Source organism: Proteus alimentorum (assembly GCF_002607735.1).
GTDB lineage: Bacteria > Pseudomonadota > Gammaproteobacteria > Enterobacterales > Enterobacteriaceae > Proteus > Proteus alimentorum.
On record NZ_NBVR01000039.1, the window covers coordinates 24,208 to 39,108 of the forward strand.

Annotated in this window: 15 protein-coding genes; 5 read left to right on the plus strand and 10 right to left on the minus strand. The window is 37.5% G+C overall.

Going from position 1 to position 14,901, the window contains the following annotated elements; translation table 11 throughout:
- Positions 1 to 70: 70 nt before the first annotated feature.
- Positions 71 to 478 carry an OsmC family protein gene (locus tag B6258_RS15210; protein ID WP_023583286.1) on the minus strand — a complete coding sequence of 136 codons (408 nt, stop codon included), beginning with the start codon at positions 476 to 478 and terminating at the stop codon, positions 71 to 73.
- A gap of 312 nt (positions 479 to 790) precedes the next feature.
- Between B6258_RS15210 and crp the strand changes: the two genes are divergently transcribed.
- Entirely contained in the window at positions 791 to 1,423 is a 633-nt protein-coding gene (crp, locus tag B6258_RS15215) for a cAMP-activated global transcriptional regulator CRP (RefSeq protein ID WP_004246872.1), read from the plus strand.
- A gap of 94 nt (positions 1,424 to 1,517) precedes the next feature.
- On the opposite strand, the gene argD is transcribed toward crp, so the two are convergent.
- From argD to ppiA, 3 genes are all read right to left on the minus strand, one after another.
- Complete coding sequence (gene argD, locus B6258_RS15220) at positions 1,518 to 2,732, minus strand: bifunctional acetylornithine/succinyldiaminopimelate transaminase (protein WP_099075958.1); 1,215 nt, start codon at positions 2,730 to 2,732, stop codon at positions 1,518 to 1,520.
- Positions 2,733 to 2,849: 117 nt separating this feature from the next.
- Positions 2,850 to 3,425 (minus strand): aminodeoxychorismate synthase component II, encoded by a 576-nt coding sequence (locus tag B6258_RS15225; protein WP_036933913.1) that lies wholly within the window; start codon positions 3,423 to 3,425, stop codon positions 2,850 to 2,852.
- 372 nt (positions 3,426 to 3,797) lie between these two features.
- On the minus strand, positions 3,798 to 4,367 hold the full coding sequence (gene ppiA, locus B6258_RS15230; protein WP_069369599.1) for a peptidylprolyl isomerase A: 570 nt from the start codon (positions 4,365 to 4,367) through the stop codon (positions 3,798 to 3,800).
- 270 nt (positions 4,368 to 4,637) lie between these two features.
- On the opposite strand from ppiA, the gene yihA reads away from it, so the two are divergent.
- Positions 4,638 to 5,270, plus strand: coding sequence for a ribosome biogenesis GTP-binding protein YihA/YsxC (gene yihA / locus B6258_RS15235; RefSeq protein WP_099075959.1), 633 nt, complete (start codon positions 4,638 to 4,640; stop codon positions 5,268 to 5,270).
- A gap of 150 nt (positions 5,271 to 5,420) precedes the next feature.
- Here yihA and spfP read toward each other — a convergent pair whose 3' ends face one another.
- Positions 5,421 to 5,468, minus strand: a complete 48-nt coding sequence (gene spfP, locus B6258_RS18630; protein ID WP_438361642.1) for a small protein SpfP — start codon at positions 5,466 to 5,468, stop codon at positions 5,421 to 5,423.
- A 286-nt stretch (positions 5,469 to 5,754) separates the two neighbouring features.
- Here spfP and def point away from each other — a divergent pair, with 286 nt between their 5' ends.
- Positions 5,755 to 6,273, plus strand: a complete 519-nt coding sequence (gene def, locus B6258_RS15240) for a peptide deformylase (protein WP_099075960.1) — start codon at positions 5,755 to 5,757, stop codon at positions 6,271 to 6,273.
- A 95-nt stretch (positions 6,274 to 6,368) separates the two neighbouring features.
- On the opposite strand, the gene polA is transcribed toward def, so the two are convergent.
- The 4 genes from polA to B6258_RS15260 form a co-directional block, all read right to left on the minus strand.
- A complete protein-coding gene (polA, locus tag B6258_RS15245) occupies positions 6,369 to 9,167 on the minus strand; it encodes a DNA polymerase I (RefSeq protein ID WP_099076142.1) in 2,799 nt (932 codons plus the stop codon).
- 634 nt (positions 9,168 to 9,801) lie between these two features.
- Entirely contained in the window at positions 9,802 to 10,425 is a 624-nt protein-coding gene (gene dsbA / locus B6258_RS15250; RefSeq protein WP_099075961.1) for a thiol:disulfide interchange protein DsbA, read from the minus strand.
- Between the two features lie 20 nt (positions 10,426 to 10,445).
- Positions 10,446 to 11,441, minus strand: a complete 996-nt coding sequence (locus tag B6258_RS15255) for a serine/threonine protein kinase (protein WP_099075962.1) — start codon at positions 11,439 to 11,441, stop codon at positions 10,446 to 10,448.
- 14 nt (positions 11,442 to 11,455) lie between these two features.
- Positions 11,456 to 11,725, minus strand: a complete 270-nt coding sequence (locus B6258_RS15260; RefSeq protein WP_023583277.1) for a YihD family protein — start codon at positions 11,723 to 11,725, stop codon at positions 11,456 to 11,458.
- Between the two features lie 220 nt (positions 11,726 to 11,945).
- Between B6258_RS15260 and mobA the strand changes: the two genes are divergently transcribed.
- Positions 11,946 to 12,530: a molybdenum cofactor guanylyltransferase MobA gene (gene mobA / locus B6258_RS15265; RefSeq protein ID WP_099075963.1), complete on the plus strand. Its 585-nt coding sequence runs from the start codon at positions 11,946 to 11,948 to the stop codon at positions 12,528 to 12,530.
- Between the two features lie 11 nt (positions 12,531 to 12,541).
- A complete protein-coding gene (mobB, locus tag B6258_RS15270; RefSeq protein WP_099075964.1) occupies positions 12,542 to 13,060 on the plus strand; it encodes a molybdopterin-guanine dinucleotide biosynthesis protein MobB in 519 nt (172 codons plus the stop codon).
- 64 nt (positions 13,061 to 13,124) lie between these two features.
- Here mobB and B6258_RS15275 read toward each other — a convergent pair whose 3' ends face one another.
- Positions 13,125 to 14,783 carry an alpha-glucosidase gene (locus B6258_RS15275; RefSeq protein ID WP_099075965.1) on the minus strand — a complete coding sequence of 553 codons (1,659 nt, stop codon included), beginning with the start codon at positions 14,781 to 14,783 and terminating at the stop codon, positions 13,125 to 13,127.
- Positions 14,784 to 14,901: the final 118 nt, after the last annotated feature.

Consider the following 14,901-nt stretch of genomic DNA (forward strand, 5'->3'; position numbering starts at 1 on the left):
TATAAAAATAATATCCCATTAATTAAGGGATATTATTTTTAAAATTAAACTTTATTTTAAAATATCAAAATTAGTCAGCATCTTTTATTTCAAATGAATGCGTAATATTGGCTGCTTTTCCTAGCATTAAAGAAACAGAACAATATTTTTCTGCAGATAATTGAACCGCTCGTTCTACGATTTTATCCGTTAATTCTTTACCCGAAACAATAAAATGTAAATTGATATCAGTAAATAAACGAGGGGCTTCTTCGCGTCGCTCTGATGTTAATTTCACTTCACAATCAGTTACTTGGTGACGACCCTTGCGTAAAATACTTACGACATCAATCGCACTACATCCACCCGCAGCAATTAATACCATTTCCATTGGGCTTGGGGCTTTATCACCCGAATTCCCATCCATCATAATTTGATGGCCAGATGAAGATTCGCCGACAAAAGATAAATCTTCAACCCACTTAACTCGTGCTTCCATTTATTTTCCCCTAAAGACGACCGAAACTAAAAGAGTACATTCTCATAATTCAACTAGCAATTAGCAAATAGGTTTATTATGCTGACTGCGTAAAACGAGACTTAATGCACTAATTGTGTTAAAAACAATATCTGCTTGATGATAGTGGTTAAGATCAATGCATTATTTTCTCATTTATTATAATCTACTCCATATTAACTTACCGTGTTCTCAGGAAGTTAATAGGTAAAGATAGGATTTTTAAGCACGCTGTCTCAAAAGGGAACCTATCCGTTTTGAAAGGCTGCATTTAACGTACAGAGGATAACGCGAATGGTTCTCGGCAAGCCGCAAACAGACCCGACTCTTGAATGGTTTTTGTCACACTGCCATATTCACAAATATCCATCCAAGAGCACGCTGATCCACCAAGGTGAGAAAGCGGAAACACTTTATTATATTGTTAAAGGTTCCGTGGCTGTTCTTATTAAAGATGAAGAAGGAAAAGAAATGATCCTCTCCTACCTAAATCAGGGGGATTTCATCGGTGAACTTGGATTATTTGAAGAAGATCAAGAACGTAGTGCATGGGTTAGAGCAAAAACAGCCTGTGAAGTAGCAGAAATTTCCTATAAAAAATTCCGCCAATTAATTCAGGTTAACCCTGATATTCTGATGCGTCTTTCTGCTCAAATGGCGAACAGATTACAAACCACATCAGAAAAAGTAGGTAACCTTGCTTTCCTTGATGTAACAGGCCGTATTGCACAAACCTTATTAAACTTAGCAAAACAACCCGATGCCATGACGCATCCTGATGGCATGCAAATTAAAATTACACGTCAGGAAATTGGTCAAATCGTTGGTTGTTCGCGCGAAACTGTAGGCCGTATTCTGAAAATGTTGGAAGATCAAAACTTGATCTCCGCACACGGTAAAACTATCGTCGTTTACGGGACTCGCTAAGTTTCCCCGCCTAAACACACAATAGCCCATAAAAGGGCTATTGTTATGCTTTTTGTGTAAACCCCATCCTCGTTGATGGGGTTTTTAGTCAATACTACCCTTTTACAAATTCCGCAACAGCCGCTTTTAATGCCACCATTCCTTCTTGTAGCTCTTCTTGGGTAATAATTAACGATGGTGTAAAACGCATCACATCGGCTCCTGCGTTTAACATCATTAAACCATGTTTGGCAGCAAGGCCAAGCAACTCTTTGGCTTTACCTTCATATTGGGGTGCCAATTGCGCACCAATCAATAAACCTTGTCCACGGATTTGCGAAAAGACATTGTACATCTGATTGATTGCCACCAGTTCATCCACAATCCATTGATAGCGCTTTTCTACCCCCTCAAGTACCTCAGGTGTATTAATTAAATCAAATGCAACATTGCCCACTGCACAAGCTAATGGATTGCCACCATAAGTTGTGCCATGCGTTCCGACCCCCATTGCCGATGCTATCTCATGCGTTGTTAACATCGCACTGAGTGGAAAGCCACTTCCTAACGCTTTTGCAGTTGTAATAATGTCTGGTGTCACATCATAGTTCATATAGGCGAAAAGCTTGCCTGTACGCCCCATACCTGTTTGTACTTCATCGAGGACAAGCAGAGCTTGATGCTTATCGCACAATTCACGTAGCCCTCTCATAAACTCAGGCGTTGCCGCTGTTACGCCACCTTCACCTTGAACTGGCTCTAAAATAACCGCACAAGTGTGATCATCCATTACCGCTTTAACCGTATCTAAGTCATTAAAAGGAACATGTACGATATCTGCAGGCTTAGGGCCAAAGCCATCTGCATATTTAGGTTGTCCACCAACAGAGACTGTAAACAGCGTTCTGCCATGAAATGCATGGTGAAAAGCAATAATTTTAGTTTTATAAGGGCTATGGCGAGTGATGGCATAATGGCGGGCCAATTTAAATGCTGCTTCATTCGCTTCTGCGCCTGAATTGGCAAAAAAGACACGTTCTGCAAATGTGTTATCTATTAATTTTTGCGCTAAACGCAATGCAGGCTCATTAGTAAAAATATTACTAACATGCCAAAGTTGTTCGCTTTGTTCTTTCAGGGCTTGATTAAGAGCAGGATGAGCATGCCCCAGTGCTAAAACAGCGATACCACCAGCAAAATCAATATACGATTTTCCCTGTTGATCCCAAACACGGCTACCCATCCCTTTAACAGGAATAAATTCTGCGGGTGAATAAATTGGCAACATTACTTGATCGTAAGTTGCCCTGTTGATGCTTTGCTTTGTCATTACCCCACCTGATCGTTATTCACATTCAATATGAAAATATAATCACTAAATATGAATAAAAAATCAAATGTGGTTTTGTATAAAAAGGCGTTATTTCGCTATTTAAATGCTATCCATTTAATATTTAAGGAAATTATTTAATAGCTCATGTCCTTGTTCACTTAAAATACTTTCTGGGTGAAATTGAACCCCTTCAATTGGTAGAGTACGATGGCGAATTCCCATAATTTCATCAACATTTCCATCATGTTGGCTCCATGCCGTCACTTCAAAAGGTACAGGTAATGTCGTCGCATCAATCACTAAAGAGTGGTAACGCGTCACACTTAAAGGTCGATTAAGTCCCTTAAAAACACCTTGTTGGTTATGATGTATTAATGAATTTTTACCATGCATCACTTCTCGTGCTCTGATAACCGATGCACCAAAAGCTTGCCCTATCGCTTGATGTCCCAAACAAACACCAAGAATAGGAATTTCACCTGCAAACCGCTGTATAGCCTCAAGAGAGATCCCAGCTTCATCAGGAGTACAAGGTCCTGGCGAGATAACAAGATGTGCTGGCATCATCTTTTCTATCTCTTTAAGTCCGATCTCATCGTTACGCTTAACAACAACCTCAGCACCCAATTCACAGAAATATTGATAGAGGTTGTAGGTAAACGAGTCGTAATTATCAATAAGTAACAGCATATTAGCCTATCCGACTGATTTTCTTATCATTATCTATTTTATTACTATTTTAAAGCGAGTGTAGATTTGCCAAAATAGCTCGTTGTTTAACCGACTTGGGTACAACAAAGCCGATTATCATAGCACAGGTATAAAATATGAATAGTAAGCAAGAAAACCTGCTGATTTATTGCGCAATAACAAGAATGACGGTAATTGATGATGAATAGAGTGATTAATAGCGTAGTGAATACTTGTTGCAGGAGATCACACGAAAAAATGAAGGATAAAAATATTTTTTCGTACTAAAAATCCCGGAATGAAAACATTCATTCCGGTTTATATGCATTTTATCTTATTAGAATAAGTAAATATCCTACCCTAATAATGTGTTTATTGTTTTACGACTTCCGCAGATAAAATAGTGACCGTTTTTACTGGCACATTTTGGTAAGGTCCAATATTACGAGTTGGCGCTTGTGAAATTTTATCCACGACATCCATTCCCTTCACAACTTTACCAAATACGGCATAGCCAAAATCACGTTGACCGTGATCTAAAAATGCATTGTCAGCCACATTAATAAAAAATTGGCTGGTTGCGCTGTCTTTATCTGACGTACGCGCCATGGCAATAGAACCTTTTACATTGCGTAATCCATTGTCGGCTTCATTTTTAATTGGTGCTCTGGTTTGTTTTTGCTGTAAATCAGCAGTAAAACCACCGCCTTGAACCATAAAGCCAGGAATAACACGATGAAAAGTGGTGCCGTTATAGTACCCATCTTCGACATACTGAATAAAATTTTTCGTTGTAATTGGGGCTTTTTTATTATCCAGTGATATTTCAATATTGCCTTCAGAGGTGACTAATTTAACGAAGGTTTCTCCCGTTGCCATTGCAAAAGTCGCTGTTGTTAAAGTGCAAGCGGTAACGAAGGTGACAAGAAAACGTTTTAACATGCAGGGATCCTTTACTTTAATAGTCTACAACTTACTTAATATGCAGCGATTCTAATTCGCTGAGGTAAATAGTGCCAATCATTTACCTTTATTTACGCTCAATAAGTCTAATTACGTTATAACAGGGTAAATTTTAATTTTTAAGCACTGTTATAAGTCATTAAATTGCGCCAAAATAGAGCAAATAAATATTTTAGATATTCATTTTCATGCAAAATTGAAATGAGTATGCATGAAAAGCCGCATTATTTCAGAGAGGTTTATACCATAATGACCCAATTTAATTACCAAAAAGCACATTTCATCATCAGTGCGCCTGATATCCGTCATTTACCACCAGATACAGGGATTGAAATTGCCTTTGCGGGTCGCTCTAATGCCGGTAAATCCAGTGCTTTAAATGCGTTAACCCAACAAAATGGATTAGCCAGAACCAGTAAAACCCCAGGCCGCACGCAATTAATCAACCTTTTTCAAATTGAAGAAGGCTTACGCTTAGTCGATTTACCAGGCTACGGCTATGCCCAAGTGCCTGAAGAAATGAAGCGTAAATGGCAACGCTCTTTAGGTGAATACCTACAAAAAAGAGAGTGCTTAAAAGGTGTCGTTATTTTAATGGATATTCGCCATCCATTAAAAGATCTCGATATGCAAATGATTGACTGGGCTGTAGGTTCAGAGCTTCCTACTCTCGTTTTACTCACTAAAGCAGATAAATTAGCATCAGGGGCGCGTAAAAAGCAGTTAATGAGCGTACGTGAAGAGCTGGCAAATAAAGTAGGTGATATCCGCGTAGAATATTTTTCATCATTGAAAAAAATTGGCATTGATAAGCTACGTAATACACTTAATGAATGGTTTTCAGGTTCAGAAGAACAGCCTACAAATGATGATAACGCTTAATGATCGTCTTTTTTCTCAACGATAGCGTTCTAATTTTCTATTGATAAAGGGAAAATCACTTTCCCTTTCACTTCTCGCATAAACCACTTCAGTGAATTTTAGGCAAAAAAATGCCCCAGTCGAAATAAAGTCGACTGGGGCAGCTAATATTCAGCTAAATCCGATTACGTGAAGTAAAAGGTCTGAAAGATAGAACATCTTACCTCTGTACCCTACAAGAGATAATGTACTCTATTTTATTGGTTAATAAAAGCCCTTTTGTAATTTTTTTTCACATGCAGACACGATTCAGCTATGTGTTTATGTATTCAAACCACAAATAAATGTAGTTTAATTACATAATTATGAGACTTTAATCACTTACATGAATATGATTAAAAATAGAACAAATCACACAAAAGGTGCGGTTTATCCTTAATGATTTTGTGATACGCTTATCACGAGACCGTAGTAAATATGTAATTAGCGATAAAATGAGGTATCCATGGCTGTATTAACACTCCTGCGTTTTCCAGATGAGCGTCTGCGCAGAGTCGCAGTACCAGTGGAAAAAGTAGATGACAAAATACGCACATTAATCGATGACATGATTGAAACCATGTATGCAGAACGAGGTATTGGCTTAGCGGCGCCTCAGGTTAATGTATCTAAACGCATTGTTGTCATTGATGTTTCTGAAAAACGAGATCAACCGATTGCACTTATCAATCCTGAAATTATCAGCACTGAAGATGAAGTGATGGATATGATGGATGGGTGTCTATCTATTCCTGATTCTTTTGCCCCAACAGAGCGTTATCGCTTCTTAAAGGTTAAGGCATTGGATAGAAATGGTGATGAAATTGAACTTGAAGCCTCTGATTTGTTTGCAGGCTGCATTCAACATGAGTTAGACCATCTTGATGGTAAACTCTTTATTGACCATTTATCTCCGTTAAAACGTCAACGTATTGAGAAAAAACAGAAGAAATTGAGCAAACTGATAGACTCACAAGTTGCTTAATTATTCACTTATCTCTTTTTCACATTTCAATAAGTTTTGACATAGAAAAGGGCACAATCCTGTGCCCTTTTCTCGTTAAGAATAGTATTTAAAAACTAGTGTGCTTCATCCCAGTTATTACCCACACCCACTTCAACTTTTAACGGAATAGCTAACTCCATACTGCTTTCCATCAATTTATGGATCATGATATTTGCGTTCTCTAGGTAAGACTCTCGCACTTCAAACACTAATTCATCGTGTACTTGCATAATCATATGCACATCAGCAGGACATTCATTGCAAATCCAATGATCCACAGCAATCATGGCTTTTTTGATGATATCCGCCGCTGTACCCTGCATTGGTGCATTAATCGCCTCACGCTCTGAAGCTTTACGACGAATTGCATTCTTTGAGTTAATTTCTGGTAAATAGAGGCGGCGACCATCTAACGTTTCAACATAGCCTTGTTCAGAAGCTTGTTTACGTGTGCGCTCCATATAGTCCAAGACCCCCGGATAACGCTCAAAATAGAGATCCATATAACGCTGAGCTTCTCTTCTCTCAACACCAATCTGTTGTGATAAGCCAAATGCGCTCATACCATAAATAAGACCAAAGTTGATCGCTTTTGCACTACGACGTTGTTCAGAAGTGACTTCTTCTAAAGGTATACCAAACACTTCAGATGCTGTTGCACGGTGAATATCTTTACCTTGAGCAAAGGCATCTAATAAGCCTTTATCTTGCGATAAATGCGCCATAATCCGTAATTCAATTTGTGAATAGTCGGCGGCGACAATTTTAAAACCTTCACGCGCAATAAATGCTTGGCGAATTCGACGTCCTTCTTCATTTCTCACTGGAATATTTTGAAGATTCGGATCGCGAGAAGATAAACGCCCCGTTGCCGTCACCGCTTGATGATATGAAGTATGTACACGCTTCGTTTTACTATTCACCATTAATGGCAATTTATCCGTATAGGTAGATTTTAGTTTCGCAAGACCACGATGCTCTAAAATCAAACGGGGCAATTCATGGCTATGCGCTAATTCTTCCAATACTTCTTCATTGGTAGATGGCGCCCCTTTCGGGGTTTTCTTGATAACCGGCAATTGCAGTTTATCAAATAAGATTTCTTGTAACTGTTTAGGTGAAGAGAGATTAAATTCTTGTTCTGCTAACGCAAACGTCTCTTTTTCAATTTCAGCTAAACGTTGTGTAATTTCTTGAGATTGAACCGCTAACACTTGAGCATCAATTAATACCCCCTTGCGTTCCATTCTGGAAAGCACAGGCACTAATGGCATTTCAATATCGCGGTAAACATGTTTAAGAGGCTCAATGGCTTCTATTTGAGGATAGAGTGCTTGATGGAGTAATAACGTGATATCAGCATCTTCAGCAGCATATAACGTCGCTTGCTCAACCTCAATTTGATTAAAAGTCAGTTGACCTTTACCTTTACCCGCAATCTCTTCAAATGTTGTGGTTTTATGGTTTAAATGTTTTTCAGCCAACGTATCCATATCATGTCGATTGCCTACGCTATTTAATACGTAAGACTCCAACATCGTATCAAAATGAATACCGTTTAACTCGATACCTTCATTTTCCATAATCCCACGGTCAAACTTCAAGTTTTGCCCAATTTTTAAGATATTTTTATCTTCTAAAATCGGTTTTAATGCCGCGAGCACTTCATTAACAGGGAGTTGCTCTGGCGCATCTAAATACTCATGACGCAGCGGAATATAAGCGGCTTTACCCGGCTCAATAGCAAATGACAGCCCCACTAAACGAGCATCAATATTATTTAAGCTGTCAGTTTCTGTATCGAATGCAAATGCAGGCGCTTTTTTGAGAAGCTCAACCCATCGCGCTAAGCTGTCATGCGTTAAGACAGCTTCATAATTCTCTTGTGTAATAACAGGGAAATTAGCTGATGCAGGTGCTTCTTTAGATTTAACGGCTTCTGAGGTGTAAGGCACTGCAACTTTGTGTGTACTACGTTGCGCTAACCAACCACCATTTTGAAGGTCGCTTATCCAGCGTTTAAATTCATAACGCGTAAACATCTCTAATAATTGATCTAAATTTGGCTCATTAACCACTAAATCATCAAATGTTTTATCGAGTTCAACATCCGTTTTAATCGTTGCCAATTTATAAGAAAGTTTTGCTACTTTCTCATGCTCTGCCATTTTAGCGCCAAGTGTTTTAGCACCACGGAAACTCAACGTTGCGATATTATCCAGCTGCTTATAGATATCATCTAAACTACCAAGCCCTTGTAAAAGGCCTAAAGCGGTTTTTTCGCCCACACCCGGAACACCAGGGATGTTATCGGATGAATCACCCATTAGTGCGAGGAAATCAATAATCAGTTCAGGCGGAACACCATATTTCTCTTTAACTTCATCAGGGCCTAAAATAACGTTGGTCATCGTGTTAATAAGCGTGATCTTTGGCGTCACTAATTGCGCCATATCTTTATCACCAGTACTGATTAGGACATCACGCCCATCAGCTGCTGCTTTTAGTGCCAATGTACCAATAACGTCATCAGCTTCCACACCTGAAATAGATAACAATGGTAAACCCATTGCTTGCACCATCTCATGTAAAGGCGCTATCTGTTCACGTAAATCATCCGGCATTGGAGGACGATTAGATTTATATTCCTCATACAACTCATCACGGAATGTTTTACCTTTAGCGTCAAACACAACCGCAACATGACTTGGTTTATACTGTATTATCAGGCTACGCAGCATATTCAACACGCCATACATCGCACCCGTTGGCTCACCTTGGCTATTGGTTAGCGGTGGAAATGCATGATAGGCGCGGTAAAGATATGAGGAGCCATCTACAAGGATAAAGGGGTTTTCTGCTATCTGGACCATAATCTGTTCATCATTGTTCTGAGGTTCGTTGATATGACTAGAATGCCACATCACAGCCCAATAGACGAATATTACCTGTTCTTAAATGCAGAAATTCGGCTTAAATACTCAATTATTTATTATTAGCCGAACTTAACAGAAAGAATAAGCATGAATGATAACTTAATATTAATTAAAGCTATTTTTTATCAGAAGCCATATCTATTAATCTGATTTCAATTAAAAGCAAAGACTAAAAAGCAAACTCACTGTGTTATTTAGAAAGTATTTAAGATAGTGCCACTTGCTCATCATTAATATTAACGTTCATATTAGTGTCATATTTTTTATTAAGGACTTATTTTTTAGTCAATACCCAAACAACCTGTGGATAACTCTGTTAATAGTTTTGTAATCCTCTCTATATTAATAAGTTAGCATTCTTTTCAATTCATTAACACAATTAAAAAATCAATCACTTAGCGAATTCATTAAGATATTATAAATTAATCGAAGTATTTTTTATTAATGTGGATAGTTATATTATGACAAAAATATGAAAGTAAAAAAAATAGCACCCCTATTTCTTGAGTGCTATTTTTATATAAAAATCTATATGCTTTTACTTAGTCTATATAGGAAAATTAAGCCTATATTATTTTTTCAGCAATAATTGGTTCACGATATCAGAATAGGTTTTTGCATACTCTTCTGGTGATTTTGCGCTGATACCATCATTTTTCATTTTATATTTACCGCCAATTATCATGGCTGGAACACCATTGATTTGGAAATCAGCGACAGCATTTTGTTGTTGGCTAACTAAAGAATTCACCACAAAGCTATTCATTGCAGCATCATAATCTTCACCTTTAACACCAGCCTTAATGAAGGCATTACGAATATCATCAACAGAACGAATAGATTGAGTTTCTTGAATACCTTTAAATAAAACAGGAGAAACTTGATCTTCAACACCTAAGGCCATTGCCACAGCCCAAGAACGTGTTAAGTCTTTACCTAAAGGACCTAAGAAATCAACGTGGTAACGGACAATATTGGTATTTTTGGGTGCATTTTTTTCAACAGTACTATTGACTTTATACACTTCAGAAAATTGATAACAATGTGGGCAATAAAAAGAGAAAAACTCAACAACATCAGGCGCTGCTGCAACAGTCTTAGAAAGGTTAGTGTACTGTTTTCCTTCAGAAATATCAGCCGCAGAAACACTGAATGCTAACACCATACTTGCTAACGCCAGCCAAATCTTTTTCATTTCTCATCGTCTCCTAAGAATTAATACATTGGGCTAAGTTGTAAAGGAGGCTCATTTAATTGCTCCACTTGTCCCTTGAATAAGGCTAATTGTTTAAACCAAAAATCTTGCTCTTGAAACCAAACAAAAGCACGAGGGAAAGCAGGATCATTCCAGCGTTTTAATACCCACGCGAGATAATGCACCATTCTCATTGCTCTTAGTGGCTCAATTAATGACAATTCACGTAAATCAAAATCTTGGTATTCATAATAAGACTCAAGGATCGTATCTAATTGTATAACCTGCTCTTGCCGTGAGCCGTTTAATAACATCCAAAAGTCTTGTACCGCAGGTCCCATTCGGGAATCATCAAAATCAACCATTACAACGTCATCACGCCACAATATATTACCGGGATGGCAATCACCATGTAGCCGTAACATTTGCCATGCAGAGTCCTCTATTTTAGGACGCACATCATGAATAAGTTTATCTATAACCTCTATAAATTGAGGTTTGAGGTTATTAGGAATTAACACACTACTTTCAAATTCTAATTTTGGCACTATCAGATATTCTGCAATAGAAACCGTCGGTCGATATTCATAACGCTTTTTTCTACCTATTTGATGAATGCGTCCTAATGTGCGTCCAACCTCTTCTAGCTGAAATAAATTATCAGTTTCATATGCTCTTCCCCCTATGCTGGGGAATATTGCAAAATAAAAGCCATCATCAGAAAGATGAACTGTCTCATTATTAATAATTAAAGGCGCCGCAACAGATACCGCAGCTTCCTTTAAGGCTAAAACAAATTCATGCTCTTCTTTTATTTGTTCATACGACCAGCGTTGAGGACGATAAAATTTCACCACATAACGTTGTCGATGCTCATCCATAAATTGAAAAACACGATTTTCATAGCTATTTAATTCCGTTAACCCAGACTCAGGATAAAAACCGATTTTAACTAACGCGTCCCAAATGTTATCAGGTGAAAGTCCCTGAAAATTAAATGAGGCAGACATTTCCATTTTCTATCCTGAATTTAATCTTTAATCACGCCACGAGCACGTAATATGGCGGTTTTAAAATCTTCTTCGTAATCTTTTTTCAGCCCAGGTATCACATCTGTCGGCGCTGAACCACGCATTTTCAGATGGTAAATCAAAATATCATCAGTCAGATCAGATAATTGACCTTTAAAACCCGCTTCATCAGCCAGTTTCTGCAATAATTGAATTAAGTTTAAATCAGAATTTTCTTCCCAAACTGGGTGCAATAATTCCATAACTTCATTAAGACGGTGACATTTCATACAAAAAATCCTTATTATTAATGACAACAACAAAGTACCAATTATTATCCGATAGAAAAAGGAAACCTCTGTCAATATGCGTAAAGATTACGCTTTTTTGATAAAAATTGCTGTCGCTTTACATGAAATCTCATTAAGTCGATATTTCTTATTAGTATATCGTCTTTACTTGATAAAAATCGTTCGGAAATTTTAGCCCATTTATTCACAAATATTGAATATGAAAATGAAGAATATTACAGGTGGTATACTTGCGGGTGGCCAAGCAACACGAATGGGAGGGGCTGATAAAGGGCTTCAAATTCTACATGGACAGCCTTTATACCGCCATATTGCCCAAAAACTAGCACCTCAAGTTGATAGCATACTGATTAGTGCTAACCGAAATTTAGAACAATATCGCCAAAGCCAATATCCTGTTATTACAGATGAAATAGAAGGATTTTCAGGGCCTTTAGCTGGCATGCTCACGTTATTAAAGCAAGCCTCAACACCTTGGGTTGCCTTTGTACCTTGCGATGTCCCCTATTTCCCTCTTAATTTAGTTGAAAAACTCTATGAGCAAAGAGGCGAAGCATTAGCCGTTTATGTTGATGATGGTGAAAGAGAACATCCTACCTTAGCGCTGCTAAATCGTCGTATTATTCCTATGCTAGAAGCTTATTTAGCACAAGGTGATCGAAAATTAATGTTGTTTATGAAGCAGATAAATGCGCACCCTGTTTTATTCGCGGATCAAGCAAGTGCTTTTATTAATTTAAATACCCCTGACGATATTGAAAAAGCCAACAAATTAAAAAAATAGGAATGAAAAATATGGCACAAGTAGATTTACCCCTTTTAGGGATCACGGCATGGAGTGGAACGGGTAAAACGACACTACTAAAACAACTTATTCCACAATTACGTAAAAGAGAAATTCGTGTAGGCATGATCAAACACACTCATCATGATATGGATGTGGATAAGCCTGGAAAAGACAGTTACGAGCTTAGAAAAGCGGGAGCAGACCAAACATTAGTCGCAAGCCAACAACGTTGGGCATTAATGACAGAGACGCCAGAACGACCAGAATTAGATTTGTATTATCTCGCATCTCGCTTTGATGCAAGTAAGCTAGATTTAATCTTAGTCGAAGGATTTAAAGGCGAAACCATTCCTAAAATTGCACTTTATCGCCATATCAACGAGCGTGATTTTAATGATTTACTTGATGAGCACGTTATTGCTGTCGCCAGTGATTGTGATTTAAGTGTCGATTTTCCACTACTCGATATCAATGCACCCGAAGCTATTGCAGAATTTATTGCAGATTGGCTGAAACAGACGAAATAAAGGTTGCAAATCATAAAGCGCCTTATAAAAGCAAGGCGCTTTAGTTTCAATTAAATAGAGAGAATTAAGCAAAAATAATTGCTTGATAAGGCTGAAGAATAAGGTTGCCTTGTGCGTCTTCCACTATTGGGCTGTTATGCAAATAAATATCTTTAGCTTTAATGGTTAGTGCTTTTTCTTCACCACTAAAATTACAGTAAATATTGACTGCTTGGCCTTCATACGTACGCTTAAAAGCAATCACATTTTCTGGTGAATCTAATGACAAGAACTCACCATAAATCAAAATATCACTGATTTCTGAATGTCGTCTTAATGTGATTAACTGCTGATAATAAGAAAAAAGCGAGTGCTTATCTGCAATCTCTTGTTCTGCATTAATTTGATTATAATTAGGGTTTACTTTTAACCACGACTTTCCTGTTGTAAATCCACTATATGCTTTATTATTCCATTGAAAAGGCGTTCTTGAATTATCACGACTACGTTGATTAAAATATTCAATCATTTTTTCATCGCTATAACCTAGTTTTTTACCCCATTCGTATAATTTAAATACATGTAAATCATCGTGTTCTTCTAATGTCATTGGGCAGTTAGACATTCCTATTTCTTGCCCTTGATAAATAAAAGGTGTACCTCGTTGGGTTAATAAAAAGGTGGCTAACATTTTGGCACTAATAGGGCTAATTGCGCCTTGAGGTAAAAATTTATTTAGCGAACGAGGTTGATCGTGATTTTCTAAATAAGGCGCTCCCCAACCAACCCGTTGGGTATCTAATTGGCTTTTAATAAAGACAGGTTTTAACCTTTCACCTGTGATTGGATTAATGGTGAAGGGCTTTTCATTGCGAATATCTAAGTCAGCGATACTAAAATCAAATACCATGGAGAAATAACCATTCTCACCCACATAAGCACGTAAATCTTTTTCAGGTACATCAATTTCTGCAACCGTCATACTATTTGCAGGCTTAAAAGTATTCTCAGCTAATTCAGTTAAAAACTTATCAATACCCGGTTGATTTAAAACCCAAGGCACTAAAGATGCAGAACCATCATCTTTATCAGGTTCAAATTGATATTCAGATAAGGCTTCAGGGGATTTTTTTAAATTACCAATCGCATCAATGCGAAATCCTGCAACCCCTTTTTTGATCCAGACATTTATCATGTCGATAATATCTTTACGTAATTGTGGGTTTTCCCAATTTAAATCCGGCTGTTCAGGACCAAATGAATTGAAATACCAACGATTAGTTTTACCAACACGACTCCAAACAGAGCAATCAAAATAAGTGCGTAAATTATTAGGAGGTGTCGGCTTATCCCATTGTTTAAAAATATAATAATCAGCATATGGGCTATTAGGATCTTCAATTGCCGATTTAAACCATGGATGCTCATCAGAAGAGTGATTTAATACTAAATCTAATAGAATTTTAATATCACGTTTTTTCGCTTCGCTAATGAGTTTATCTAACGCGTTATTATCACCAAAGATAGGATCGACAGCAGAATAATCAGCAATATCATAACCATTGTCTTTCATTGGCGATTTAAAAATGGGGCATAACCAAATAACGTTTGTACCAAGAGACTGAATATAATCTAATTTTTCTGTGATCCCAGCTAAATCCCCAATACCATCCTCGTTACTATCATAATAACTCTTGGGATAAATTTGATAAACCACAGCTTCTTTCCACCAAGTATTAGACATATTCACCTCACCAAGGTAATGAGTACATATGGAACTGTTCCATAATTAATATAAGATACTATAAGCACTAAACGAGAGGGGAAGGTAATTAACATACTAAAATGTGAAATAGCTCATA

Bases quoted from the DNA above. Each gene is read 5' to 3' on its own strand.
- B6258_RS15210 (WP_023583286.1), bottom strand. From the start codon at position 478: ATGGAAGCACGAGTTAAGTGGGTTGAAGATTTATCTTTTGTCGGCGAA.
- crp (WP_004246872.1), top strand. From the start codon at position 791: ATGGTTCTCGGCAAGCCGCAAACAGACCCGACTCTTGAATGGTTTTTG.
- argD (WP_099075958.1), bottom strand. From the start codon at position 2,732: ATGACAAAGCAAAGCATCAACAGGGCAACTTACGATCAAGTAATGTTG.
- B6258_RS15225 (WP_036933913.1), bottom strand. From the start codon at position 3,425: ATGCTGTTACTTATTGATAATTACGACTCGTTTACCTACAACCTCTAT.
- ppiA (WP_069369599.1), bottom strand. From the start codon at position 4,367: ATGTTAAAACGTTTTCTTGTCACCTTCGTTACCGCTTGCACTTTAACA.
- yihA (WP_099075959.1), top strand. From the start codon at position 4,638: ATGACCCAATTTAATTACCAAAAAGCACATTTCATCATCAGTGCGCCT.
- def (WP_099075960.1), top strand. From the start codon at position 5,755: ATGGCTGTATTAACACTCCTGCGTTTTCCAGATGAGCGTCTGCGCAGA.
- polA (WP_099076142.1), bottom strand. From the start codon at position 9,167: ATGGTCCAGATAGCAGAAAACCCCTTTATCCTTGTAGATGGCTCCTCA.
- dsbA (WP_099075961.1), bottom strand. From the start codon at position 10,425: ATGAAAAAGATTTGGCTGGCGTTAGCAAGTATGGTGTTAGCATTCAGT.
- B6258_RS15255 (WP_099075962.1), bottom strand. From the start codon at position 11,441: ATGGAAATGTCTGCCTCATTTAATTTTCAGGGACTTTCACCTGATAAC.
- B6258_RS15260 (WP_023583277.1), bottom strand. From the start codon at position 11,725: ATGAAATGTCACCGTCTTAATGAAGTTATGGAATTATTGCACCCAGTT.
- mobA (WP_099075963.1), top strand. From the start codon at position 11,946: ATGAAAATGAAGAATATTACAGGTGGTATACTTGCGGGTGGCCAAGCA.
- mobB (WP_099075964.1), top strand. From the start codon at position 12,542: ATGGCACAAGTAGATTTACCCCTTTTAGGGATCACGGCATGGAGTGGA.
- B6258_RS15275 (WP_099075965.1), bottom strand. From the start codon at position 14,783: ATGTCTAATACTTGGTGGAAAGAAGCTGTGGTTTATCAAATTTATCCC.